Raw genomic sequence first — 25073 nt, forward strand, 5'->3', positions numbered from 1 at the left:
AGGCTAGGTCTCTTGCGCGGGCGCACCGGGGACGTGGGGCGGTGTGTCGCCAATGTGACTGGTGTGGTTGGTGTGCAATCGCTCGAGCAGGGATTGTCCGCCCAGGTCCTCGGTCGTCAGGGCGAAAGTGCGGTGGTCGCGCCAGGCCCCGTCGATGTGCAGGTATGCCGCCCGCACCCCTTCGTCGCGAAAGCCCAGCTTGCGCACGACGGCCAGGCTGTTGGCGTTCTCGGGGCGGATGTTGACCTCGATGCGGTGCAGCTTCATGGCGCCCAGGGCGTGGTCGCCGGCGAGGGCCAGGGCCACCGGGGCGACGCCGCGGCCGGCGACTGACTCGTCCACCCAGTACCCCGCCGAGAGCGACAGCAGTGACCCGTAGGAGATGCCGAACAACACCATCTGACCCACGATGCGACCCTCGAGCCGGATCGTGAGCGGCAGCATCCGCCCGGCCCGCGCCTCCGTGCGGTAGTGCCGCACCAGCCCGGCGAACGAGACGTAGTGCGCTTCCTGGCTGGGCGAGGTGGCATCCCAGGGCCCCAACCACTCGCGGTTCCGGCTGCGCACCTCAGTCCACTCGGCCCGGTCCCGACGACGCAGCGGGTCGAGCAGCAGCTGCTCCCCGCCCGGGGTCCTTCCCCGGAGCTCGACGGGCCAGACGGCCATCAGTGGTCGCCGCCGCGAATCTGCGAGAGTGCGTGCGGCAGCACGGCTTCGAGCACCCCCAGCCCGTCGCGGACCCCTCCGGTCGACCCGGGCAGGTTGACCACCAGGGTGCTGCCCGCGACTCCCGCCAGGCCGCGCGACAAGGCCGCCGTCGGCACGCCGCCCGCGAGCCCGGCGCCGCGGATGGCTTCGGCCAACCCGGGCACCTCGCGGTCGAGCACGGCCCGTGTCGCTTCGGGGGTGCGGTCCGTTGGCGACAGCCCCGTGCCACCCGTGGTGACGATCACCCCAGGTATGCCGGCCAGGGCCTCCGCGAGCGCCTCACCGACGGCTGGGCCGTCAGGCACGACCACCGCGTCGCCCACCTCGAATCCCCACTGCCGCAACGCCTCGACGATGAGAGGGCCGCCGCGGTCGGGATAGACGCCACCAGCGGCGCGGGTCGAGCACGTGATGACGACCGCCGTGTTCACGGCTGCTCCACCCAGTCACCGGAACGGCCGCCGGACTTGGCGGTCACGCGGATGTCGGTGATCCGGGCGTGCTTGTCGACCGCCTTGACCATGTCGACGAGGGCGAGGGCCGCGACCGCGACGGCGGTCAGGGCCTCCATCTCGATGCCCGTGCGGTCGGCGGTGCGGACCGTGGCGCCGATGTCGACGCCGTCATCGGCCACCGCCAGGTCGACCTCGACCGCGTGGACCGCGATCGGGTGGGCGAGCGGGATCAGCTCAGGCGTGCGCTTGACGGCCTGGATGCCGGCGATCCGCGCGACCGCGAGCGCGTCACCCTTGGGCACGTTCCCGCCGCGGAGCGCGGCCACCGCCTCGGGCGACAGCAGGACCCGACCCGCTGCCGAGGCCTCTCGGGCAGTCACGTCCTTGGCGGAGACGTCGACCATGTGCGCCGACCCGTCCGGTCGCACGTGCGTCAGCCCCGGAGGCCGCGGACGCTCAGCGGGGTCGAGGCTCACATCCCCTCCCGGCCCAGCAGTGGCAGGCACATCAGCTCGTCGCCCGCTGCGACGTCCACGACGTCTTCGGGGATGACAGCCAGCGCGTCGGCCGCTGCGAGCGCACCGAGCATGTGCGAACCCTGGCCACCGGCCAGTCGGGCCCGGTCGTCGTCGAGGATCACCCGCACGAACTCCATCTTGCCCTTGACCGAGCCGAACGGCTCGGCGGCCACGGCGGGGACGTAGCCCGGCGGGTAGGACGGTTCGGGGCGGCCGGCCATGGCCCGGAGCGCCGGTGCGACGAACACGTGGAAGGACACCAGTGCGCTCACGGGGTTGCCGGGCAGGGTGAACACGGGGACCTGTTCCTCGCCGAGCACCCCGAAGCCCTGGGGCATGCCGGGGCGCATCGCGACCTTGTCGAACTGCATCGTGCCGACGCGGGACAGGACCTCCTTGACGGTGTCGAAGGCTCCCATCGAGACGCCGCCAGTCGTGATGATGACGTCGGCGCGGACGAGCTGGCCCTCGAGGGTCGCCATCAGTGTGCGGGCGTCGTCCGGGACCCCGCCGACCCGGAACGGAGTGGCGCCCACAGCGGTCACGGCGGCGGTCAGCATGACCGAGTTGGAGTCGACGATCTGGCCGAAACCCGGAGTCCGACCCACCTCGACGAGCTCGTCCCCGGTCGAGATGACGACGACCCTCGGCCGCGGGACGACCCGCACGCGCGCCGTCCCGGCCGCCGCCAGCAGGGCGATCTGTCCGGGACCGAGCAGGGTGCCCCGGCGCAGGACGACGTTGCCGGCCTCGACGTCCTCACCGACCTCGCGCACGTGCGAACCCACGGGACGGCGCTCCCGGATCTCCACCCGCACCACCCCACCGTCGGTCGCCTCGACCGGCACGACGGCGTCTGCGCCGTGGGGCATCGGAGCGCCGGTCATGATCCGCATGGTCTGGCCGGTGGCCAGCGACCACGCCTTGGTGTTGCCCGCCGCGATGTCGTTGACGACGGGCAGGACCACCGGGGACTCGGCACTGGCGGTCGCGATGTCCGCGGCGTGCACGGCATACCCGTCCATCGCGGAGTTGGTGAAGCCCGGCAGCGACCCACGGGCCTCGACGTCGGCCGCGAGGATGCAGCCCTGGGCGTCCAGAACCCCGAGGTCGAACGGACGGATCACCCTGACGGTGCTCAGGATTCGGTCCAGGTGCTCTTCGACGCTGATCACGGGGTGGTCGCTCCTTCTGCCTGAGGGAGGGTGCTGCCGTCGGGAATGGTGCGCGGCTCGTCCGCCTCGACCACCACGTCGCCCACACACCGGATCCCCGCGCCGAAGGTCACGTCACCGCGCACCGTGAGGGACGTGCACTCGATCATGGAGGGGGCGCCGCCCGGGAAGCGGGAGTCGAACTCGTGGATCAGCGTGTAGTGGTCGTCGAGGTCGACCCGCGGGTCGGGTCGCGGCGACTGTGCCACCACGTCGAACCCGTCACCGAAGCCGTAGAGGTCCGAGCGCAGCATGAGCAGCTCGTTGGTCGTCTTCACCGGTCGGAACCGGCGCCTGGGGACGTGCAGGGCGCGCGACCCGTCGAACACCTCGATCGCGGTCCCCATGGCCGACTCGACCTGGATCACCGGGGTCGAGTCCTTGCGACCCGGGTCGACAGTCTTGCGGTTGACGATGATGGGCAGGCCGAGGACGCCGTCCCTGGCCGACATCTGGGCGTCGAGGGCGTCGAGGTCCACCCACAGGTTGTTGGCGTGGAAGAGCGAGTGCCTCTGGGTGTCCTGGAAGTGCTCCTGGTCCTCCGGTGCCACCATGGCGCTCTCGCGCAGCACCACCCTGCCGTCGCTGCGACGCAGGGCCAGGTGGCCACCCTTGCGGTCGTTGGCAGTGCGCTCGCACACCTCGGACACGTAGGGGATGGACTCCCGTGCCATCCAGGCCGGGATCGCGGGGTCACACGTGGCCCCGAGGTTGTCGGAGTTGGACAGGAACGCGTAGCGAAATCCCTTGTCCCGCAACGCTGCGAGCACACCGCTCGCCACCAGGGCCACATAGACGTCTCCGTGCCCCGGAGGGCACCACTCGAGGTCCGGGTCGTCGGGCCACGACACCGGCGCGAGGTCGTCGACCCGCAGCTTGGGCTCGGCATTCTGCAGGAAGTCGAGCGGCAGCCCGTCGATGGCGAGGTCGGGGTAGCCCGCCAGGGCCGCGAGGGACTCGTCCCGGGTGCGGAAGGAGTTCATCAGCACCAGCGGGACCTTGACCCCGTGCCGCTCGCGCAGAGCCAGCACCTGCCGGGCCACGACGTCGAGGAAGGTCAGCCCATCGCGGACCTCGAGCACCGACTTCGGACCCGACAGCCCCATGCTGGTGCCCAGGCCACCGTTGAGCTTGATGACGGCCGTGCGGGACAGCGCCTCGGCCACCTCGTCGCCGTTGGCAGGGTCGGCGGGGTCGGCGTCGTCGACGGTGATGCTCTCGAGCGTCGTCACGTCGCGCAGGGGCTCGATGTCGTCCTCGGCGATCAGGCCGGTCCGGCCCGCCTCGAGCTGGGCGTAGGCCTCCTCGAACACGTGGATCGCCATCGGGTCGACCCCCCGCTCGGTCATGCGTGCGACCGCCTGCGCCAACCCTTCCTTGCTCATGACGGGCAGCCTAGTGGGACGATCTGGAGGTGCCCCTGTCCACCAAGACCGCCGTGCGACAGCGCCTGAGCGCCTTGCGCCGCGAACGCGTGCCCGGGCGCGACCGCGCCCGCGACGCGGAGGAGCTTGCCCTGTCCGCCCTCGAGCTCGTGTATGCCGGTGGGCTGGTTCGCGGCGACTGGGTCGCCGCCTACGAGGCCACCCCGCTGGAGCCGCCCACGGAGGCGATGATCGAGGCGCTGTCCGCGCGCGGCATACGGGTGATGGTGCCCGTGACCCTCGAGGACTGGGACCTGGACTGGCGCCAGGTGGGCAACGAGGAGGCAGGGGGCGCGGAGGAAGCTCGGGGCGCGGAGCAGCCGCTCGGCAAGGAGGCCATCGGCCGGGCCGCCGTGGTGTTCCTGCCGGCCCAGGGGGTTGACCGGTTCGGGACCCGGATCGGGCGGGGCAAGGGATGCTACGACCGGGTGATTCCCCGGACCAGCGCGCACCTGGTGGCCGTGGTCCACCCGTGGGAGCTGCTGGACGAAGACCTGCCGAGCGAGCCGCACGACCGCCGCGTGCACGCGGTCATGACGGCCGAGACGGGGGTCGTCGAAGTCGGGCCGGGGACCTCGAGCGCCCTGCCCACGCTGTCGGCTCAGTCGGGCGACTGAGCTCAGCTCGACGAGCCGCTGGGGACCAGGCTCAGCTCGTCGCCACCGGCGTCCCGGACGGCCTTCTCGCTGAACGGCCAGTCGAAGAGCTCGTTCTTGGCCCAGGCGTCGGTCTGGTCGTTGTAGTGGTCGGCGAAGGCGTGACCGCTGTTGCCGGTCTGGTTGACCCAGCGCGACTTGTCCAGGTTCGACAGGTCCACCACCATCCGCATCGACGGCGCCCAGTCGACGCCGTAGCCCTGGCCCTTCGTGCAGTCCTCGGGTGGCTCGGTCGTGGTGCAGGCGGCGTTCCAGCCGTTGGCGTCCACGATGGCCGAACCCCCCGGCATGTTCATGGGTCCACGGTTGAAGAGCTTGGCCACGATGCCGGGCACGTCCTCGCCGCCGAGCACCTGGTGCGTCAGGGTGAGCTGGTGCAGCTGGCCCCACTGCCACTCCCCGGGCTCCTTGCCCAGCTCCATCGTCAGGTCGAGCCGTGCCTTGACCATCGCCTTGCGCAGGATCTCCGACTGGCCCTCGGCGACCCCGGGGGTGCGCTTGTCGTCCCACCAGGCGGAGCGCGGCTTGCTCAGCAGCACCGAGACCGCCTGCATCCACTGGTCGCCACCATCGGCGCGCAGGTCCTTCGGGAGCTCGTCGTCGAACGTCAGGTCCAGCAGGCTCGACCAGACCGCGTTGTAGTAGGCCGCAGCCGCGCCGGACTCGCTCTTGCCCACCGGGTTCGTGTAGTCCCAGCCACGAAGCAGCTCCTGTGCCTGCTTGGTGAAGTCGTCGCGCCCCAGGTCGACCTTGAGCAGCGCCTTGACCAGGGTGGGTGCGAACTGGCTCCGGGTGTCGCCCTGGATCGACGACATGGTGGCGGGGGTGACCTTGGTGTTCTTCTCCAGGAGTGAGCGGATGCGCTGGCTCCGGAAGCCGTAGTCCCACTCGGTCGTGAGGAAGGGGTTTCCGCTCTCGGTCACGGCCTGGTTGGCCGCGACGATGAAACCCTCGGACGGGTTGTAGGTGTGGGGCATCGCGTCGAATGGCACGTAGCCCTGCCAGTCCCACGACGACACCCAGCCCGGCCTGATCCAGTAACCCGGGGCGGCCTCCATGTAGCGGCTGCGGATCGGGATCCGCCCCGGCGCCTGGTAGCCGATGTTGCCGGCCGTGTCGGCGTAGAGGAGGTTCTGCGCGGGAACGGCGAACTGCTCTGCGGCAGTGCGGAACTGGTCGAAGTTCTGGGCGGTGTTGAGCCCGAAGATCGCATCGGCGGTCTGGCTCACCTCGATGCCGGTCCACTGCAGCGCGACCTCGTAGGACCCCGGGCTCGGGCGCCCGTTGACAGGTGGACTCTCACCGGCGCTCGCGACGCTCTCGAGGGCGTCGGAGAGGATCGGGCCGTGGACGGTGCTGCGGACCGTGATGGTCTGCTCACCGCCGCCACCGATCTTGATCGTCTCGGTGCGCATGGTGAGCGGGACCTGCTTGCCGTCGCGCAGGTAGGTGTTGCCCCGCACCTGCTCGAGGAAGAAGTCGCTCACGTCGGGTCCGAGGTTGGTGAAGCCCCACGCGATCGACTGGTTGTGGCCGATGACCACACCGGGCAGCCCCGAGAACGAGTAGCCGGCCACGTCGAAGGGACAGCTGCTGCTGACCGACCGGCAGTGCAGACCGACCTGGTACCAGATGCCGGGGATCGAGACGCCGAGGTGGGGATCGTTGGCCAGCAACGGTTTCCCGGTGCTCGTGCGACTCCCGCCGACGACCCACGAGTTGGACCCGATCCCGTCACCGCGACCCATGGTCTCCGGGACCGCCGCGAGCGCACGCTGCACCACGGCATACGCGCGCTGTGCGTCCTTGCTGGTCTCCTTGGCGAGGTCGCCGGCCGGGACGGCCGAGCTCGCCGACGTCGAGGAGCTGCTGGGTGACCAGTCCTGGGGGGAGAGGATCGGCTTGTTGGTGTCGTAGGGATAGGGCGGGAACAGCTCGTTGATCTGGGCCGTGGACATCGAGCCCGCGAGCCGCGCCCGCATCAGCTCCGCGTTGTAGTCACCGCGCAGGTCCCACGCCATCGCCTTGAGCCACGCGAGGGAGTCGGCCGGTGTCCAGTCCTCGACCCGGTAGTCGTTGACCTTCTGGCCGAGGACGACGTACTCGAGGGACATGTTCGACGGGCTGCCCTGCCGGTGGATGTAGGCGTTCACCCCGTCGGCGTAGGCCTGCAGGTAGCGGCGCGTCTCGGGCTTGAGGGTCGGCAGCTCGGCCTCGGCGACCCGCCGCCAGCCGAGGGTGCGGATCACGAGGTCGGTCTTGAGACCGGCCTGGCCGACGAGCTCGGAGAGCCGTCCGGCGGTGATGTGGCGGCGCAGGTCCATCTCGAAGAACCTGTCCTGCGCGTGGACGAATCCCTGTGCCTTGAACAGGTCGTCGGCGCTGTCGGCGTAGATCTGCGGGATGCCGCGGTCGTCGCGCAGGACGCTCACCTTGCCGGTCAGCCCAGGGACCTTGATCTCGCCCTCGGTCGTGGGGAACGGACGACGCACCCAGGTGACCGCGAGTACCGCGACAATTCCGATGACGACGACGAGCAGGGCTGCCACAGCCACGGCAATGCGGCGGGCAAGAAGGGCGCGAGACACCCTGCGAGACTATCCGCACCACACCGAGGGAAAGGACGTGACGGGCCGTGCGCGCTGCGATCCCCCCGAGTGGGCTGCCGTGGTCCATCGCGTCCGACGCGTCGGGCTCGTTCACGCTGCACGACCTCACCCCGGCGCTGCTCATCGGCTCGGTCGTCCTGCTCATCTCGGTGGCCGCGGTGCGGCTTTCCCTCAAGTCGGGACTGCCCTCGCTGCTGATCTACCTCGGCATCGGCCTGGCCATCGGTGAGGCCGGCCCGTTCATCCAGATCCGGTTCGACTCCAACGAGCTCACCCAGGTGCTCGGCTACGCCGCCCTCATCCTGATCCTGAGCGAGGGCGGCCTGAGCACCAGGTGGGAGGGCATCCGCCGCTCGATCGGGCCTGCGGCCGTGCTGTCGACCGTCGGGGTCATCGTGTCGGTGGGCGTGGTCGCGCTGGCTGCGCGGTTCGTCCTGCACCTCGACTGGAACACCGCCCTGCTCATCGGCGCGATCCTGTCCTCGACCGACGCCGCGGCGGTGTTCTCGGTGCTGCGCCGCGTGCCACTCCCCCGGCGGATCACCGGGATGCTCGAGGCCGAGTCCGGTTTCAACGACGCCCCGGTGGTCATCCTCGTAACCGCCCTCGCCGCCCGGTCGGCCGACCCCGCGGACGCCGAGAGCTGGGTCACCCTGGCGCTCAAGGCGGTCGCCGAGCTCGGCGCCGGTGCCGCGATCGGCCTCGCCGTGGGTTGGGCGGGCGGCCAGTTCATGCGGCGAGCGGCCTCTGGTTCCTCGGGCCTGTTCAGCATCGGCGTGGTCGCCCTCACCGTCCTCGCGTATGCCGCGGCGGCCAGTGTGCACGCCAGCGGCTTCATCGCCTGCTACCTCGCGGCCTTGGTGCTGGGCAACCTGCGGCTCCCCCACGGGCCGGCGGTCCTCGGGCTCTCGACCGCCCTGGGCTGGCTCGCCCAGATCGGGCTGTTCGTGCTGCTCGGACTGCTGGCGTCGCCGGGCGAGATGGGTGACCAGATCGTCCCGGCGATCGTCATCGGCCTCGTGCTGCTGCTCGTCGCGCGACCGCTGTCTGTGCTGGTGTCGGTCTCGCCCTTTCGGCTCCGGTGGCCCGACCAGGTCTTCCTGTCGTGGGCCGGGCTGCGCGGCGCCGTTCCCGTCGTCCTCGCGACCGTGCCGCTCACCGTGGGCGCGAAGAACGTCCCCTGGATCTACGAGCTCGTCTTCGTCCTCGTGGTGATCTTCACCCTCGTCCAGGCGCCAACGCTGCCGTGGGTCGCCCAGAGGCTGGGCATCGTCGAGGACTACGCCACCCTCGACCTCGCCGTCGAGGCCACGCCCCTCGAGGAGCTCCAGGCCGAGCTCATGCAGGTGACCGTGGGACCGGCGTCCCGGCTGCACGGGGTCGAGGTGTTCGAGCTGCGGCTGCCCGAAGGCGCCAACGTGACGCTCGTGGTGCGCGCGGGCAAGGGCTTCGTGCCGGAGAACAACACGGTGATCCGCCGCGGCGACCAGCTGCTGATCGTCTCGACCGCCGAGGCCAGGAGCCGGGCGGAGAAGAGGGTCCGCTCGGTCAGCCAGCACGGCCGGCTGGCCGGGTGGAAGGACGGCGGCGGGAAGAAGTAGCCACCCCGGCCGGCCCGTGGCGGGGGCTCCTCCCGGGTTCAGCGGGAAGAAGCAGGCCTCGCGCGGCCTTATAGTTGGCAGTCGAGCCATGACAGTGCCAGCGTCGCGGCCCGCGACCGCCAGCCAGAACGCCCCTTTGGAGGAACCCGTGCCGACGTACTCCTACGCCTGCACCGAGTGCGACCACCGCTTCGACGCGGTGCAGTCGTTCACCGACGACTCCCTGACCGTCTGCCCCGAGTGCGACGGCCGGCTCCGCAAGGTCTTCAACGCCGTCGGGGTCGTCTTCAAGGGTGGCGGCTTCTACCGCACCGACTCCCGCAGCAGCTCGTCCGCCTCCGTCCCGGCCCCGTCGGGTGCGTCGGGTTCGTCGAGCAGCTCCTCCAGCGAGTCGTCGAGCAGCTCCTCCAGCGAGCCGAAGAGCACCTCGAGCGGGTCCGGGTCGAAGAGCACGTCGTCCGCCGCGTCCGCGTCGAAGTCCGCTGACGGTTCGGCCGCCTGACCCAACCCTCGGCGCCGCGGCGACCACGCGGCATACGTCGACATCGCCCGTCCCTGTCCACAGGGGCGGGCGTCGTCGCGTCCCCGTCCACAGGCTCCGGTGACGCACAGGCGCGGGCGGCCCGGCGCTGCGTAGTCTGCTGACATGACCTCGACGACTCCCCGCGCCGACCTGGGACTGATCGGAGGCTCCGGCTTCTACGAGTTCTTCGACGCCGCGGAGCGGGTGAGCGTGAGCACCCCGTTCGGCGAGCCGAGCGACGACCTCGTGATCGGGGAGGTCGACGGGCGGCGCGTCGCGTTCATCGCCCGGCACGGCCAGGGACACCGGTTCCCCCCGCACCGGGTGAACTACCGCGCCAACCTGTGGGCGCTGCGCTCGGTCGGGGTGCGCCAGGTGCTCGCGCCGTGCGCGGTGGGTTCGCTGCGCCCCGAGCTGGGACCGGGCACGATCGTCGTGCCCGACCAGGTGGTCGACCGCACCTGGGGCCGCGAGCACACCGTGTATGCCGCGGAGGGGCCGGTCGTGCACGTGGGCTTCGCCGATCCCTACTGTCCGCGCGGGCGGGCCGTCGCCGTCGAGTCCGCCACTGCCGCAGGCAAGTCCGTGGCCGACGCCGGGACCCTGGTGGTCATCAACGGGCCGCGCTTCTCGTCCAAGGCCGAGTCGACCTGGCATCAGCAGGCCGGCTGGACCGTGGTGGGGATGACGGGCATGCCGGAGGCGTCCATCGCCCGCGAGCTCGCGATGTGCTTCACGACCATCGCCCTGGTGACCGACCACGACGCCGGGGTCGACGGTGGCGAGGCAGTCACGCACGAGGAGGTCCTGGCAGTCTTCGCCGAGAATGTCGACGGGCTCAAGCAGGTGCTGCGTTCGGCTCTGGCCGCCATGCCCGCCGAGGAGTCCGATGCCGACGCGACCTGTGGATGCCGCCGCGCGCTCGACGGGATCACCCTGCCCTTCGCGCTACCGGGCTAGGCCGCGAGATGGCAGGCGACGGGCGGGTGGCTGGCGCGGTGGGGTGGCTGCACGGTCCGGGCCGGCGACGGCAGTGGCGGCGTCGCGTGGTCCGGCGTCTGCTCGCCATCCTCTGCGCGATGGGCGCCGCCTTCGGCATGCTCGCGGTGGCCCGTTCCGCCGACTCTCGTCCGGTGGTGCGCATCGTGGTGGCAGCCCGGCCCATGGCGGTCGGCGAGGTGGCCTCCCCCGGTTCGCTGCGCGAGGTCTGGTGGCCCGCCGAGCTGGCTCCGCAGACCAGCATCCACACGCTTGCCGAGGTGGTGGGGCGACCGATGACGGCGCCCCTCTCTCCTGGCGAACCGGTGACGAGGGCTCGCGTCAACCGCAGCTCCCTGCTCGCCGGCCAGCCGGTCGACAGGGTCGCAGTGCATGTCACGGTGCCCGATCACGGTGCGGTGTCGATGGTTTCGGCAGGCGACAGGATCGACCTGTGGAGCTCCGACGGGCCCGTGGCGCGCGCGGTGGTCGTGCTCAGTGTGGACCAATCCGTGACCACCGACTTCGGGTCGGTCATCCAGGGTCAGGGGTCGTCCAGCGGCTACGCGCTCGATGGGGGTGGCGTGGTCGTTTCCGCAGGTCAGGAAGAGGCGCGACGCATCCTCGCCGTTCCGGAGGACGCCCTCGGCCGACCCCAGCTCGAGCTCGTGCTCACCCATGACTGGCCCGAAACCGGCTGAATCCGCGTTCTGGCCCCCGCACAGCGACTGCGGAGGTCGCTAGCGTGTCGGCCGTAGGACCAACTTCTAGGGAAAGGTCGCGACACCCATGAAGGGTTTCAAGGACTTCGTCATGCGGGGCAACCTCGTGGAGCTTGCCGTCGCCTTCATCATCGGCGCGGCCTTCGCAGCCGTCATCACCGCCTTCACCAAGGTCATCATCGAGCTGCTCGCCAAAGCCGGCGGCGCACCGAACTTCGACAAGTGGCACCCGGGCGACCTGGTCTCCGTGGGGCCCTTCCTCACCGCCCTGGTGGCGTTCCTGATCATGGCCTTCGTCGTCTACTTCTTCGTCGTCAAGCCGTACGAGATGGCCAAGGCCCGGTATGCCCGGGTCGAGGAGGACGCTGCTCCGGACGAGAGCATCATCCTGCTGCGTGAGATCCGCGACGCCCTCAAGGGCCGCGCCTGAGCTTCACCCGTTGACCCTGAGCTTCACCCGTTGACACAGCGCGAAGGCGCCGGCCCTGAGGGGACCGGCGCCTTCGTCGTTTGACACCACCGTCCATCGGGAAGGCGGGTCAGTCGGAACCCCAGTGGGGTGGGCGTTGTTCGCGCAACCAGCGGTCATAGGCCAGCTCCTCGTGCTGCTCGCCCCAGCCGACATCGGTGTCGTCCTTGGTCTGCTCGGGCTTGGTGCGATCGGCCTTCTGGGGCCCGACCTTCTCGGGCTCGGCCGGCTCGGTCTCGGCCGGCTCGGTCAGCTCAGGCTCGGTCAGCTCAGGCTCGGTCGGCTCCGGCTCAGTCAGCTCAGGCTCGGCCGGCAGGGCGCTGGTCGGCCCTGGTCCGCGCTTGGCCCTGCGGCCACGGGCGCGGCGCTGGCGGGCACCCTCGTCGGTGGTCGGGCTGAACTCCTCCTGGGTCGTGCCGGCGTCCGACTGGGCCAATTCGTCGTCCCCGTCCGTCCTCTCGGACTCGTCCCCCATGGGCAGCATCTGCTGCGCACTGTGGCCGCGGGCCGGGGCCGCCGGAGCCACGGTGTTAGCTGCGGCCGCCGGAGCCGCGGGCCTCACAGTCGACGCCACGATCGGCTCCTGTGTCGGGCGGTTCGCGACGGCTTGCTGGACCGCAGCGTTCACCCGGGCGACGTCTCGGGCGGGATCGCGGAACAGGTCGGTCGTCCAGACCCGGACGTGCATCCACCCGAGCCTGCCGAGCTGTTCGCCGCGCAGCCGGTCACGGTCGCGACTGCTGCGCATCGCGGCATACGCAGGCCCGTCCGTCTCGACGGCGACGAGCACGTGACCGCGGTGGTCCGGGTCCTCGACCGCGAGGTCGATGCGCTGGCCTGCCGAACCATAAGCCTCGTGCACCACCAGTCCTGAGTCACGCAGTCGGCGGGCGAACTCGGCCCGCAGCGGGTCGACCCCGGCGTCGACGGGGCGGGAAATCGACCCTTCAGCCGCGGGAGAAGTCGATGTGCCACCCTGTCGGGCGACGCCATCGTCGGTGACCGGCGCGGGGAAGGTGCCGTCCGCGGCATACGCGAGGAAGTCACGGAGCATGACCGAACCGCGGGACTTGAGCCGCGCGGGGTCGAGGTCACTGGCGAGCAGCGACGAGACCACGGTCATCCGACGGCGGGAGCGGGTGATGGCGACGTTGAGGCGACGTTCGCCGCCCTCGAGGTTGAGCGGACCGAACCGGTGCAGCACTCGCCCGTGGGGGGTCTTGCCGTAACCGACCGACAGGATGATGGCGTCGCGCTCGTCGCCCTGGACGCGTTCGAGGTTCTTGACGAAGAACCGCTCGGGCCGGTCCTCGTCGAAGAAGTCGCCGACGCCGTCGGCCGCGTCGGAGGCCAGGGCGCGTCGGAGGGCGTCGTCGAGCCGGGTGGCGTGCCGGATGCCGAGCGCGATCACGCCGAGCGACTCGTGCGGGCGGGTTCGGGCGTGCTCGAGGACGAGCTCGACGACCCGGGCCACCTCCGCCTCGGTCGACTCGATGGCCTCCTCACCGGCCTGGACGATGCCCGACCCCTCGACCGACTCAAGGGTCACCACGGGGTCGGTGCCGGTGCCCGGGAAGGTGACCAGCGAGCCGTCGTACATCTCGCGGTTGGCGAACGCGACCAGGCGTTCATCGAGCGAGCGGTAGTGCCACGAGAGCCGGCGGGTGGGCAGCGCAGCAGTCAGCACGTCGAGGACGGACTCGAAACCCTCGGTCAGCGCATCCGTCTCCGGCGCTCCCTCCTCGTCGACGGCGGCAGTGAAGAAGCTGGTCGGCGGCAGCTGGCGTTCGTCGCCGGCCACCACCACCTGGTGCGCCCGCGAGATCGCCGAGACGGCCTGGGCAGGCGGGATCTGCGAGGCCTCGTCGAAGATCACGACGTCGAACCAGCGCCCGGGCGGCAGCACCGACGCGACCACGAGCGGCGACATCGCCCACGCCGGCTTGGCGGCCGTCAGCGTCTCGGCGGCCTTGGGCAGCAGGTCGCGCAGCGGGCGGTGCCGGCGGGACTTGCCCGCCTCTGCGCGCACCAGCGCCTCCTGGTCGGGATGGTCGGCCAGCACCTCGCGGAGCCGACGCCCGGCCCCGGCGCGCACCCGGTCGGCGCTGGCGCGCAGGTGGGCGTGGTCGGCGGCGACGTACTCGCGAGCGACCCGCTGCAGCTGGGCTCCGTCGTGCGCGCCGTAGCTCGGGTCGCGCACGATGAGGTCCTCGGACAGGGAGGTCCACCAGACGAACTCGAGCTCGGCAGCGACGTCGTCGGGCTCCACACCGCGGCGGGCCACGTCGTCGAGAAAGGCTCCCATGCCCGCTTCGCGCAGGGCGTCGAGCGTGCCGAGCACCTGGGGCACGACCGTCAGGCGGTCGGGGCGGCTGTCGAGCTCAGCCAGCCGCTCCCGGAGCTCGACCAGCGGCGCGCCGAAGAGGTCACCGCCGCGGTGGGTCGCCGTGAGCCTGCCCTCCAACCAGGTGAGGTCCGACGCGACCGATGCGTAGGCCGTGCGCGCCCGGTCGAGGTCGACGGGGATCTCGGGCCGGCCGCCGGCTCCGGCCATCTGCGCCCAGGCGTTTCGCTGGACCTGGGCGTCGAGCAGGGCTGCGTGCAGGTCGGGCGGGGGTGGGCCCGGGCGCAGCAGCGAGCGAGCCTGGCGGCGCAGGCGCCACCGCGAGTACCAGCCCAGGGCAACGCCATTCGTGTCGCGGTAGGCCTTGCCACCGGTTGCCGCAACGAGGTCACCGAGCGGGATGTCGAAGATCTCGGGCCGGAACACCTCGAGGGTGTCGCGCACCCGGCCCACCGAGTCGAGCACGTGGCCCCAGTCGCCCACGCGGTCGGCCTGCGGCAGGCTGACCTCCGAGAAGACGTCGTGCATCGTCTGCTCGAGGTCCTGCAGACCGCCCTGGCTGAGCCTGCTGGTGATGTCGCGGGCGCGCACCGCCTCCTCCGACGTCGCGATCCGCGCCCCGAACCACGGGTCGGCCCCCTCCTGCGTGGACCAGGCACCCAGGGACGCGGCCTCGGTCAGCTGGCGGCCGAGCTCCTGTACCCTCTGTCGGTCGAGGCCGGCGAGCTGTTCGCCTCTGACCCGCACGCGTGAGGTGGGCGGGTGAGCGAGGCTGCCCAGCCTCGAGATGGCCTCCTGCGCCTGGTGGGCCGAGACCCCCCACGGCTGACGCACATCGTGCAGGGCGGCAGCGTGCGCGACGAGGGTCGCGCGCCGGTCGACGAGGGCGTGCTCGATCTCGGTCGTGTCGGGGTCCTGCACCTGGGTGCCGCGGTCGAGGGCGGCCCCGAACTCCTGGGCCAGGCGCCGCTTGTTGCTCGCGCCGTCGTAGGCATCCAGGACGAGGTCACCCAGGCCCACCCCGTCGAGGCGCGAGAGCACCGCGTCGATCGCCGCGCGCTTCTCGGCGACGAACAGCACCCGCTTGCCCTCGCCGGCGAGGCTGGCGATGAGGTTGGCGATGGTCTGCGACTTGCCGGTGCCGGGCGGGCCCTTGATGACGAGGTGGGCTCCGGAGCGGACCGCGTCGATCGCTGCCTGCTGGGTGGAGTCGGCGTCGAGGATGAGCAGCTCGTGGGACGGATCGGAGTCCGCAGGCGAGTCCGGCACCGACGTCCTGACCGCGCGAAGCGCTCCTGGATCGCCCGCCAGTGCCGCCACCACGTCGTGGTCGGCCAGCGAATCTCCTTGTGCCGCAAGGTCAGCCACCATCGGGAGCTTGGCGTAGGAGAACGTCCCGACCACGAGGCGAGGCGAGACGGAGAAGTCCGGCACCGAGGCGCACAGCTCCGTCAACGCGGCATACACGGGGTGGGGGTCGAAGGCGCCACTCGCGTTGGCCATCTCCTCGAGGGCGCCGGTGTCGAGCTCCAGGCCCTGCTCGGAGCGCAGGTAGTGCTCGAGGACCGGGTTGAACTCGACGTCGTTGCCCAGGTCGAGGTCGAAGTCCTCTCGGGCGGCGCCGGTCGGCTTGAGGACGCAGGACCGCAGCAGCACCGGCGCAGCGGGGGCGCGCGAGGCGCCGCGCACGGTCCAGCTCGCCATCCCGATGGCGATGAACCCGGCCGCGATGCCGCGCTCCTCCGACAGCTCGAGGGTCTTGGCACGGATGATGCGGGCACGACGACGGGCCTCGTCGAGCGCCGCGGCCTCCCGGACCAGGTCGGAGAGCCGGGTCGGGCGGCCGGCGAGCAGCATGGCCAGCCCGCCGGGGTGCGCGGTGGTCAGGTCGAGGGTGCCGCTGGGCAGGTCGCGGTACCACAGCAACGTGTTACGACCGCCGAGGTCGACGAGGTGCCGCTGCCAGACCTTGACCGCCTCGGCCACGCGGGTGCCGCGGGGGTCGGCGTCAACCGTGGGTGCACCCTCCTGCTCGGTAAGCCGGGTGGGCGGGAGCGCGTCGCCGCTGGGCTGCGGCGCTGCAGGGGTCTCGTCGGTCGGCGGGGTCACCCAAGCAGGCTAACCAACCTGCTCGTGCCCACGGTCGGGCAACACGGGGTGGGACGGGAAAGCCTCACGCCGCGCCTCAGCCCGGGGTCACTCGGGCAGGACGGTCTCGGGCAGAACGGGGTCAGGTGACATCGACGTGGCGTGACCCGAGCCCGTGCCGTTCACACGGATGAGCAGCGACACCAGGGCCACGACGGCGGCGAGGCCGGCCGCGCAGGCGCCCAGCACGGCATACCCGAGGTGGCCGACGACGACGCCCGCGAGCGCACCGCCGCCTCCGGCTGCCAGCCCCATGACCAGGTCGGCTGCACCCTGGGCTCCGGCGCGCTCGGCGAGTGGCACCGACTTCACGACCAGCGTGGAGCCGGCGACGAGGGTGAACGACCACCCTAGGCCCAGCAGGAACAGCCCGGTGGCCAGTCCTGCCGACCACCCCGTGGGGGCCTGGGCGGAGAGCAGCCCCGCGACCACGAGGATGACAGCACCTGCGAGACCGCATGACCGGCCACCGAACCGGTCCACGGCCAGGCCGGTGAGCGGCGAGAACGCGAACATGCCCAGGACGTGCAGGCTGATCACGAGGCCGATGATCCGCAGGCTGGCGCCGCCGTGGTGCATGTGCAGGGGCGTCATCACCATGACGCTGACCATCACGGTGTGCCCGAGGGCCATGGTCACCAGGCCGAGCAGGGCGCCGGGGTGGGCCAGCAGGGTGCGCCAACCGCGGACGATGGAACCGTGTTGGCGCTCGAGCGGCTCGGTGGCGATGGCAGCGGCGCGCTCTCTGGCGAGCAGCAAGGGGTCAGGACGCAGCCGGGTGAACAGCAGGACGGCGCCGAGCACCAGGCCACCGAGGGAGAAGACATAGGGACCGGTCAGGGCCGGGATCCCGAGGAACCTCGCGACCGGCTCGCCCGGTCCGGCCAGGTTGGGCCCGAACACGGCGCCGATCGTCGTGGCCCAGACGACGGTAGACAGGTCGCGCCCACGGTGGGCCTCGTCGGCGAGGTCTGCCGCGGCATAGCGCGCCTGGCTGTTGGCGGCGTTGGACCCGCCGAACAGGGCGGCCCCGGCCAGGAGCAGTGGGAAGTTGCGGATCGCGCCCGCCATGATCATCGTCAGCGCGCCGATGATGCCGAGGGCGTAGCCGACCAGCAGGCCCGAGCGGCGCCCGCGCGCGGCCATGACGTGGGCCATGGGGATCGCGATGAGCGCGCCACCCAGGACCTGGAACGTGCCCCCGAGCCCGGCGAGGTCGGCCGATCCGCCGACGTCCTCGGCGAGCAGGGCACCGACGCCCGCCCCGGCGGACACCCCCACGCCGACCAGGACCTGGGTGCCGATCAGGGTGGTGATGGTGCGCCGTTGGACCGACCTGTCGGGGGCGTTCGCGTCGGGCCTGGGCACCGCGCCAGTATGCCGCCAGCTCCCGACACGACGCCTCCCCCGCCACGCCCACCTGAGAAGTCCGCCCGGCCCCCTGACCGGGCGGACTCCTCAGGTGGCGTTGGTGACGGTCAGGGTCGCGATGCCGGTGGCCGTGAAGGCGATGCTGACGGGCGCCTCGTTGTTGGCGATGGAGATGGTCAGCTGGGTCGCGGTCGCGCCACTGCCCGCGGCGATCGTGGCCGTGCTCGTCGCACCGGACCTCGTGGCGGTGACGAGGAGGGCGGTCGGCGTGGTCGCCGGGTTGCCCCAGGTGTCGAGCAGGTTGGCTGTGGCCACCCAGTCACGCTTGCCGTTCACGGCCGGGTTGCTCGCGGTGCAGGTCCTGGCCGCTGGCGGCTCGCTGAGGGCCTGACAGGTGACGGTGACGGCGATCAGCTTGCTGGTCACGGCGCTGAGGACGAAGTTCTTGGCGACCCCGGCGGCGACAGTGGTGGTGGCGGAGCCGGTGACGGTGCCCGTGCTCGGTGTCAGGGTGGCGTTCCCGGCGGCATGAAGGGTGACCGAGACGGTGGCGGCGCCGCCGGAGAAGGTCGCACTCGCAGGCAGGACGGCGGCCTTGCCCGAGGGGCTGGCGGCGACCGCGGCCCAGGTGAGCGCCTTGCTCCCCGTGTAGGCCGAGTCGACGGTGCCGTCGCACTTCTTCGCAGTGAGCGTGACGTTGAGGGCGGTGCCAGCGGTCGCAACAGCTGCGGAGACCGTGTAGGTGTCGGGGCCCGTGCAGCCAGTGGTGCCGGACGTCGACGACGACGACGCGGTCCACGAGCCGATGGATGCCACGACTGAGTAGCTGTACGTGGTGGCCGAGGCCAGACCGGTGTCGGTGCACGACCACGGAGAGGCGACCGGGGCACAGATCGTGGTCGCCCCGCGATGCACCGCATAGGTGGTCGACGGGAGCTGGCCGCTGGGCAGGGTGCCGATGACCACGAGGGAGGTCACGGTCGGGGAGCCCACGCTGGGCGCGGCCGGGGTCACGAGGGAGGCGGCTGTCGCGGTGGTGCTGCCGGTGCCGATGACCGACCACACGGCATACGCCGGGATGGCGCCGAGGGCGAGACAGACGGCGGCGGCGAGCAGCACGCGCACCGGGCGACGGGTCACGCGGCGGGAGGGTCGCTGGGCCGGAGTCACGGCAGCCGTCCGTCGGCCTGCATCGGGATGGTGAAGGTGGCGCCCTGGCAGTCCGACGACGACGCGGTCGTCATGCTCACGGCGTTGGCGAGGCTGAGCGAGGCGGTGCCACCGGCCGGCACGACCAGGGACGTGGAGCCGGGCAGCGAGACCGAGACGCCCGGCGTGGTGCACCCGGCGCTGGCGGTGACCGACCCGGCGAGCGCGAGCGAGGTCACGGTGACGGCGGCGGAGTTCGGGTTGCTGACGGTGACGAGGACGTCCGCGGCGCCACCAGGGTGCAGCAGGCCGGCCACCGTCGCCGAGACACCCAGGGCCTTGGGTATGCCGCTCGCAGCGGTGGCGGTGCCGGCCCCGAGAGCCGACCACGCGGCATACGCGATGCCGCCGGCCATGAGGAGGGCCGTGGTGCCGCTGCACGCAGCGGCGAGACGACGCAGCCAGCGATGGTGCGTGGTCACGAGTTGCCGGTGCCCTGACCCTGGGTGGCCAGACCACCGAAGGCGAGCGGGAACGAGACGTTCTTGCAGCCGTCCTGCGACGTGGCGGTGTTGAGCATCATGATCGTGAGGGGGATCATGATGCTCGACTTGCGTGGCACGAGATAGGTGCGCGCGCCGGGCTTGGTCGCCTGGTAGCTGCTGACGACGAGGTTGGTGGAGCCGGAGCAGGAGCCGTTCGCATCCTGGGGCGTGGCCGTGAGCTCGAGGACCTTGTAGTCCACGGCGTCCGGGTTGGTGACCTTCACCTGCAGCGTCTGCATCTGGCCGGGGCGCAGCTGGCTGACGTTGCCGACGGCGGCGAATGGAGCGTGCCCGGGCGGGCTCTGGGCCAGACCCGCACCGCTGCTCGCCACGACGCGCAACGCGCCCGGCTGGCGTGCGGGCTCGGCCTTGGTGCGCCAGTTCCCGCAGGCGGCGAGGAGGCCGAGGAGCACCACCACGCCGATCGCGACCGCGAGGATGCGGCGCTGACGCGGGGTGGTGGTCATGAGGTTGTCTCCCGAGGCGGTGATGAGCGGGGCGGTGACGAGCGGGGTGGTGACGAGCGAGACGGCGGTGGTTGAGTCGCGCGGTGGTCCGGCTGGCAGTCGAGGGGCGGCCCGGCCGCCCGGTGGCATCGGGGGGGTGATGCCACCGGACGGTGTTCAGGGGCGCGACGTCACGATCAGTTGCTGGAGAAGACCAGGTCGACGGTGACGTTCTTGCAGTTGTCCTGGTTGGTGGACAGGTTGTTCATCGCGATCGTGGCCGGACCCCAGGCGTCGACGCCGGAGCCGGACGCGATCTCGTGGGCCGTCGCGGCCGGCGGCACGATGGTGAAGTCGCTCGCGGTGCAGGCGGGCTTGAGGGCGTTGGCCTGCTTGGACCAGCCCGGGGCCACGGCAACGGTGACCTGGTTGATGTAGACGGAGCCGGCGTTCGTGTTGTCGAAGTCGCCGGAGACGTCGTGCGCGGGGCCACCCGGGTAGAGGCCGGTCACGGCTGCGCTGGCGGCGTTGATCTTGACGGCGACCACGCTGCCGGTGGAGGCAGAACCGGTGCCCGCGCCACTGGTGCTCCAGTAGGCGAAGGCGACCCCGCCGACGATGAAGGTGAGGGCGGCGCCCGTCGCGACGGCGGCGGCGCGCTTGCGGTTGAACTGCATCGGGGTTCCTCTGTTCGTGGACGGTGGCCGGCCTGGTGCGTGGCCCCTGTGAGGATGATTCGATCGCGTCGAACAGGCTCAGGACGGGACATCGAGCAATATGAACCCACGAAAGGGTCATTGGTTCTACTGGAAATCCCCCGGTTGGGTCTGCATTTGGTAAAGAACCCTCTGTGGTTGCCATTCGTGGTGTATAAGAGCGAAACGCACGCAAGGGCCTTGGTTGGCGTCCGCGAACAACCCGTGGGCACAAGAGGGCTCGTCCCGGCGCCCCGTCCCGACAAGCACGCGGCATACACAAACGACTGCCCGCTCGCTGGTGGGCGAACGGGCAGTCTGTGTGCCAGGCGGTCGTGACGCCGGGCAGTCTGTGGTGGGCACCGTGGGTGCCGCGCTGGTGTCGTGGCTAGCTGAGGTCCCTCAACGGCATGTATGCCGTGTTGATGCAGCCCGAGGCCCTGCCCACCTTGGCGAGGCCAGTGCGGTCGCCGGCGTAGAAGAGCGTGGGGGAGCTCGTCCGGATCGAGGGGTACATCTGCTGGTGGGTGTCGGTGACGTGCTGGAGCCCGACGGCGTGGCCGAGCTCGTGGGCGAGCAGGTTGCTGCGCCGGAGTCCGGTGCCGGTGCCGCCCTTGGTCTGCTGGAGCATCTGGGGGGTGTCGATGACGACGAACCCGCGCTGCGCCGCCACCGTGTAGGTGGTCCTGCCGCTGACCGTGCGGGAGACGTAGCCGTAGTAGAGGCCGCCCTGGCCGAGCGTGGAGCCGGCGAGCGAGTAGTTCGTCCTGGATGGCGTGGTGAAGGCGATGACGAGCTCGGCGGACTGCGAGGCCATCGACCCCACGCGGGGGACCTCGGTCGTGGTCCCCTTGTAGCTGAAGACGAAGGAGGTGTTCGCGGCAATCTTCGCCACCGCGACCTTGGTGTCGGCCAGGACCGTGGAGCGCAACGAGCTCGGTACTGCCGCCAGGTTCACCTTGTAGGTGATCGCCTTCTGGCAGCCGTTCCAGCGGACGACCCGCTTCGACCCGTCCGGCAGCGACGCGTACGTCAGCTTGTAGGTCGCGATCGCGCCATCCGCGGTCTGCGGCGCCGCGGCGACCACAGCGGTTGCCAGGGCCGCCGGGGCGAGGACGGCCCCGAGGACGGCGATGGGCTTGCGCATGAAACCTCCGTACGAGCGCCACGGACGTGACGCTGCGGGCATGAACCTAGGAGCGCACGTCCTGTGGAGGAGGTGGAAACGGTGCGACCTCATCCATTTGGCTGAGGCTGACCTAGCCAGATGGCGGTGACGTTCGACCTCGAGGTGTCGCCGACGTCACGGGACAGGTGTCACCTGCGTCAACGGTCGGGCGTCGGCGGACGGGTGTCAGCGGACGGGTGTCGGCGTCAGCGGGAGGCTGGCCCCGGACGAGCACCGGGCTGCGTCCAGCACCTGACCAGCGCTTCGGAAGAGCTCGGCCGCCTCGGCGAGCAGCCTGAGGGCCTCGCCGGTGTCGCCACGGGCCGCGGCCAGGTGGGCCTTGGCCTCGCTCACAGCGGCCGGCCAGGCGGTGCCCTCCCACTTCGCGGCCGACAGCTCCGCTGCCGCGAGGTGACGCTCGGCAGCGGGGAGGTCGCCCGCGTCCGCGCAGGCGATGGTGGCCGGGATCTCGAAGGTCACGGTGCAGAAGGGACAGAAGTCGGAGTCGCCCATGCTGTCCTCGGCCCGCTCGACCGCGATGCGTGCGGCGACGGGGTCGCGGGCGGCGAGCACCATCGCGCCGTGGATGCGCTGCAACAGGTGCGAACCGATCACCGACCACCGCGCCAGCGGCAGGGCCTGGCTGAGCAACCTGGTGGCCTCGGGTCGGTCGCCCTGGGCCAGTCGCACCTCGGCCAGTCGCTGGAGTGCGTGCGCCTCTCCCGCCGGTGCATCGGCGTCGCGGTGGAGGTCGACAGCCTCCTGAAGCTCGCGTTCGGCGAGGTCGAGGTCGCCCATCAACAGCGCCGCCTCCCCGATCAGGGCCGTGGAGAAGGCCACGCCGCGCAGGGCGCCGAACTGCTGCGACCGGCGCTGGAGGCCGCGGGCCAGCTCGATGACCTCGGCGTAGGGAATCCCTCCGTAGAGGAGGTACTCGGCGACGCAGAGGTGCGCGTCGAAGAGTGCGGTGGTCAGGCCTGCGTCGGACAGGGTGCGCCGCAGCTCGATGCGGAAGCGCTCGAACCACTCGCCGCGCTGGTGGGCGATGAGTCCTTGCAGCGCCACGAGGTCGACGTAGCGCCACGGGTCCTTGGGGGTGAGCAGGGACTCGCGTGCCTCGACGGCCAGGTCCCACGCCCCGTCGATGTCGCCGCTGAAGTAGGCCATGTTGCCCCGGGCCAGCAGGATGGGTCCGTCCGCGTCGTCGCCCAGCAGCTCCAGCCCGGCGAGCGCGGAGCGGGCGGTGTCGAAGTCGCTGGCGAAGCACGCCGCGCGCGCCAGCCGCGCGCGCACCAGCCGGTGCTCGACCCCGGTGGTCAGCGGCACCGCGGCGCGATAGCTGGAGACCGAGGCCGGGTCCCCGAGGGCCGTGAGCAGGTCCCCGCGCCGAGCCATCAGATGCCCGAGCATCTCGCCGGTCGCGTACTCGCGGACGGCGTCGACCAGGTTGAGCCCGTCTCGGTAGGCGCCCAACGCTCCCGCGGTCTCGACGGCCGGGAGGACGTAGGAGATCGCCTGTCGCGGCTGGCCGGCGGCGAGGTACTGGTGCGCGATCCGGGCGGGCGGGGCGCCCAGCCGGGCCAGCTCCCGGGCCACCTCGACCCGGGCTGCGCTCTGGACCGCTGGCGCCATCGCGTCGAGCACCGCCTCCCGCACCAAGGCGTGGCGGAACTGGTAGCCGGTCTCCGACCACTCGATCACGAGGCTGGACTGGGCGGTCTCGAGGTGCTGGTAGGCCTGCGCCTCGTCGGCGCCGGCCACCGCCAGGAACTCGTCGGTGGTGAAGGACAACCCGAGCAGCGCGGCTCGCTGCAGGGCCCGGAGGGCGTCGGGCGGCAGGCTGGCGATGGCCGCCGGTTCGCGACCGGTGGCCGCGGCCGAGCCGAGCTCGAGGGCGGTGAAGGGAAGGCCGCCGCTGACGGCCCAGATCTGTTGCTGGGTGGCTTCGTCGAGGTCGGGGAATCGTTCCTGGAGCAGGCGCAGGGTGGCCGCCTCGGGGAGGGGCGCGACCTCGATCCGCGAGCCGATGCCCCGCGCGACCAGGCTGGCGTGGACCTCCTCGAGGGCCGCGTTGTGGGCGGTGCGGTGCGCCAGCACCAGCAAGACCTGGTCGGTAACGGCGCACCGCGCGAGGTAGTGCAAGAGCCGCAGCGACGCCTCGTCGGCCTCGTGGATGTCGTCGACGACGAGGAGCAGCCCGCGACCCGCGGCTCCGAGCCGCAGCAGCTCGGCCGCCGCCACGAAGAGTCGCTGGTGGGCGCTCTCCCCGGACCACGTCACCTGACTTTCCGAGAGGGCTCGGTCGAGCTCCTCGCGGTAGCGGTCGTCGAGCCCGTCCAACAGGGCGGGGTGCCTGCGGCAGAGGTCTCCCAGCGCCTCGAGCACCGAGGCGTAGGGCCACGGCCCCTCGACCGCCGAGGCCGTGCCGCGGGCGACCCGCCAGCCCGCCCTCCGGGCCAGCGCCTCGGAGAGGTCGAGCACGCTGGACTTGCCCACGCCGGGTGGTCCGGTGACCAGGACTGCGCCGCCGTGACCGCCCTGCGCAGTCGCCAGCCGTTCGCGCAGGAGGTCACCCACCGCGCGCCGTCCGACCAGTCGACGCTGCTCGCTGCCCGCTGCCGGAGCGCCGGGTGGTGTCGCCGGCGCGGCCAGCGCGGCGCGCAGCGACTCGGCCTCCGCGCCCGGGGCGGTGCCGAGCTCTCGACGGAGAGTCAGCTCCAGTCGCTCGAGCTGACGCATGGCGGCCCTGACGTCACCCCGGTCGGCATGGGACCGCGCCAGCGCGAGGTGTGCCTGCTCGTCGGCGGGGTCGACCTCCAGCAGCTCCTCCCACCTGCCGGTCAGGCGCAGCAGCTCGCAGCGGAGCTGCTCGAGTGACTCGCGGTGCTCCTCTGCCCACGGCTCGTACACGTCGTCGGGGAGCAGGACCCCGGTGTGCAGGTCGAGGGCGGCCGAGGCCGCCTCGGCGCTGTGTCCTGCGAGCGCGGCTTCGGCCGCGCCTCGGAAGTCGACTGCGTCGATGCTGACCTCGTCGTCCGGCAGGAGCTCGACGAAGTCATGGCTCAGGACGATGCCCCTCCCCGCGGCCTCCAGCGCCCGCCGCGCGTAGTGGGCAGCCTGGTGGAGGCGGGGCCCCGCAAGGTCCGCCGACAGGTCGGGCCACAGGGCGTCCATCACCTGTTCGCGGTGCAGCCGCCGTCCCTTGGCCAGGGCAAGCAGCTTGACGAGCGCGCTGGCATTGCGGCGGCTCCACTGCTGGTCCGTGACCGCGGAGCCGCCGACGGATACCGAGAACCCCCCGAGGAGGCTGATGCGCGCGTCCATGGCCGG

General features: G+C 71.5%; 20 protein-coding genes and 1 pseudogene. 6 read left to right on the plus strand and 15 right to left on the minus strand.

Annotated elements, in window-relative coordinates; translation table 11 throughout:
- Positions 1–3: 3 nt before the first annotated feature.
- From AC1DXJ_RS19745 to AC1DXJ_RS19765, 5 genes are read right to left on the minus strand one after another with little or no spacing between them, the layout of a single operon-like run.
- Positions 4–666 carry a GNAT family N-acetyltransferase gene (locus tag AC1DXJ_RS19745; protein ID WP_477616031.1) on the minus strand — a complete coding sequence of 221 codons (663 nt, stop codon included), beginning with the start codon at positions 664–666 and terminating at the stop codon, positions 4–6.
- The gene (locus AC1DXJ_RS19750; protein ID WP_477616032.1) at positions 666–1139 is read right to left on the minus strand and encodes a MogA/MoaB family molybdenum cofactor biosynthesis protein; all 474 of its coding nucleotides are present in this window, start codon (positions 1137–1139) and stop codon (positions 666–668) included. The genes AC1DXJ_RS19745 and AC1DXJ_RS19750 overlap by 1 nt, the downstream gene beginning before the upstream one ends.
- Positions 1136–1639 (minus strand): cyclic pyranopterin monophosphate synthase MoaC, encoded by a 504-nt coding sequence (gene moaC / locus AC1DXJ_RS19755; RefSeq protein ID WP_477637801.1) that lies wholly within the window; start codon positions 1637–1639, stop codon positions 1136–1138. Before moaC ends, AC1DXJ_RS19750 begins: the two co-directional genes overlap by 4 nt.
- Positions 1636–2856, minus strand: coding sequence for a molybdotransferase-like divisome protein Glp (glp, locus tag AC1DXJ_RS19760; protein WP_477637802.1), 1221 nt, complete (start codon positions 2854–2856; stop codon positions 1636–1638). Before glp ends, moaC begins: the two co-directional genes overlap by 4 nt.
- A complete protein-coding gene (locus AC1DXJ_RS19765; protein ID WP_477637803.1) occupies positions 2853–4280 on the minus strand; it encodes a UTP--glucose-1-phosphate uridylyltransferase in 1428 nt (475 codons plus the stop codon). The genes glp and AC1DXJ_RS19765 overlap by 4 nt, the downstream gene beginning before the upstream one ends.
- Before the next feature lie 29 nt (positions 4281–4309).
- Between AC1DXJ_RS19765 and AC1DXJ_RS19770 the strand changes: the two genes are divergently transcribed.
- A complete protein-coding gene (locus tag AC1DXJ_RS19770; protein WP_477637804.1) occupies positions 4310–4936 on the plus strand; it encodes a 5-formyltetrahydrofolate cyclo-ligase in 627 nt (208 codons plus the stop codon).
- Positions 4937–4938: 2 nt separating this feature from the next.
- On the opposite strand, the gene AC1DXJ_RS19775 is transcribed toward AC1DXJ_RS19770, so the two are convergent.
- Positions 4939–7563, minus strand: coding sequence for a penicillin acylase family protein (locus tag AC1DXJ_RS19775; RefSeq protein ID WP_477637805.1), 2625 nt, complete (start codon positions 7561–7563; stop codon positions 4939–4941).
- 47 nt (positions 7564–7610) lie between these two features.
- On the opposite strand from AC1DXJ_RS19775, the gene AC1DXJ_RS19780 reads away from it, so the two are divergent.
- A complete protein-coding gene (locus AC1DXJ_RS19780) occupies positions 7611–9185 on the plus strand; it encodes a potassium/proton antiporter (RefSeq protein WP_477637806.1) in 1575 nt (524 codons plus the stop codon).
- Between the two features lie 88 nt (positions 9186–9273).
- A pseudogene (locus tag AC1DXJ_RS19785) lies at positions 9274–9474 on the plus strand (FmdB family zinc ribbon protein); the annotation flags it as partial.
- 14 nt (positions 9475–9488) lie between these two features.
- Here the strand turns inward: AC1DXJ_RS19785 and AC1DXJ_RS19790 are convergent.
- Positions 9489–9833, minus strand: a complete 345-nt coding sequence (locus AC1DXJ_RS19790; RefSeq protein ID WP_477637822.1) for a hypothetical protein — start codon at positions 9831–9833, stop codon at positions 9489–9491.
- Here AC1DXJ_RS19790 and AC1DXJ_RS19795 point away from each other — a divergent pair.
- From AC1DXJ_RS19795 to mscL, 3 genes are all read left to right on the plus strand, one after another.
- Positions 9832–10668, plus strand: coding sequence for an S-methyl-5'-thioadenosine phosphorylase (locus AC1DXJ_RS19795; protein ID WP_477637807.1), 837 nt, complete (start codon positions 9832–9834; stop codon positions 10666–10668). The two genes, AC1DXJ_RS19790 and AC1DXJ_RS19795, sit on opposite strands and share 2 nt — an antisense overlap.
- Positions 10669–10676: 8 nt before the next feature.
- Positions 10677–11387 carry an SAF domain-containing protein gene (locus AC1DXJ_RS19800; RefSeq protein ID WP_477637808.1) on the plus strand — a complete coding sequence of 237 codons (711 nt, stop codon included), beginning with the start codon at positions 10677–10679 and terminating at the stop codon, positions 11385–11387.
- 88 nt (positions 11388–11475) lie between these two features.
- On the plus strand, positions 11476–11838 hold the full coding sequence (mscL, locus tag AC1DXJ_RS19805; protein ID WP_477616041.1) for a large conductance mechanosensitive channel protein MscL: 363 nt from the start codon (positions 11476–11478) through the stop codon (positions 11836–11838).
- 109 nt (positions 11839–11947) lie between these two features.
- On the opposite strand, the gene AC1DXJ_RS19810 is transcribed toward mscL, so the two are convergent.
- The 8 genes from AC1DXJ_RS19810 to AC1DXJ_RS19845 all read right to left on the minus strand — a co-directional run bounded on the left by AC1DXJ_RS19810 (position 11948) and on the right by AC1DXJ_RS19845 (position 25067).
- Positions 11948–16330, minus strand: a complete 4383-nt coding sequence (locus tag AC1DXJ_RS19810; RefSeq protein WP_477637809.1) for an AAA domain-containing protein — start codon at positions 16328–16330, stop codon at positions 11948–11950.
- 87 nt (positions 16331–16417) lie between these two features.
- Positions 16418–17737 carry an MFS transporter gene (locus AC1DXJ_RS19815; RefSeq protein ID WP_477637810.1) on the minus strand — a complete coding sequence of 440 codons (1320 nt, stop codon included), beginning with the start codon at positions 17735–17737 and terminating at the stop codon, positions 16418–16420.
- A gap of 90 nt (positions 17738–17827) precedes the next feature.
- On the minus strand, positions 17828–18880 hold the full coding sequence (locus AC1DXJ_RS19820) for a hypothetical protein (protein WP_477637811.1): 1053 nt from the start codon (positions 18878–18880) through the stop codon (positions 17828–17830).
- Between the two features lie 26 nt (positions 18881–18906).
- Complete coding sequence (locus tag AC1DXJ_RS19825) at positions 18907–19371, minus strand: hypothetical protein (protein WP_477637812.1); 465 nt, start codon at positions 19369–19371, stop codon at positions 18907–18909.
- Positions 19368–19901 (minus strand): hypothetical protein, encoded by a 534-nt coding sequence (locus AC1DXJ_RS19830; protein WP_477637813.1) that lies wholly within the window; start codon positions 19899–19901, stop codon positions 19368–19370. Before AC1DXJ_RS19830 ends, AC1DXJ_RS19825 begins: the two co-directional genes overlap by 4 nt.
- Before the next feature lie 176 nt (positions 19902–20077).
- A complete protein-coding gene (locus AC1DXJ_RS19835; RefSeq protein ID WP_477637814.1) occupies positions 20078–20557 on the minus strand; it encodes a hypothetical protein in 480 nt (159 codons plus the stop codon).
- Between the two features lie 406 nt (positions 20558–20963).
- Positions 20964–21722 (minus strand): matrixin family metalloprotease, encoded by a 759-nt coding sequence (locus tag AC1DXJ_RS19840; protein ID WP_477637815.1) that lies wholly within the window; start codon positions 21720–21722, stop codon positions 20964–20966.
- A 207-nt stretch (positions 21723–21929) separates the two neighbouring features.
- A complete protein-coding gene (locus AC1DXJ_RS19845) occupies positions 21930–25067 on the minus strand; it encodes an ATP-binding protein (RefSeq protein WP_477637816.1) in 3138 nt (1045 codons plus the stop codon).
- Between the last annotated feature and the right edge of the window lie 6 nt (positions 25068–25073).

It is taken from the genome of Pedococcus sp. P2_D9, assembly GCF_056404275.1.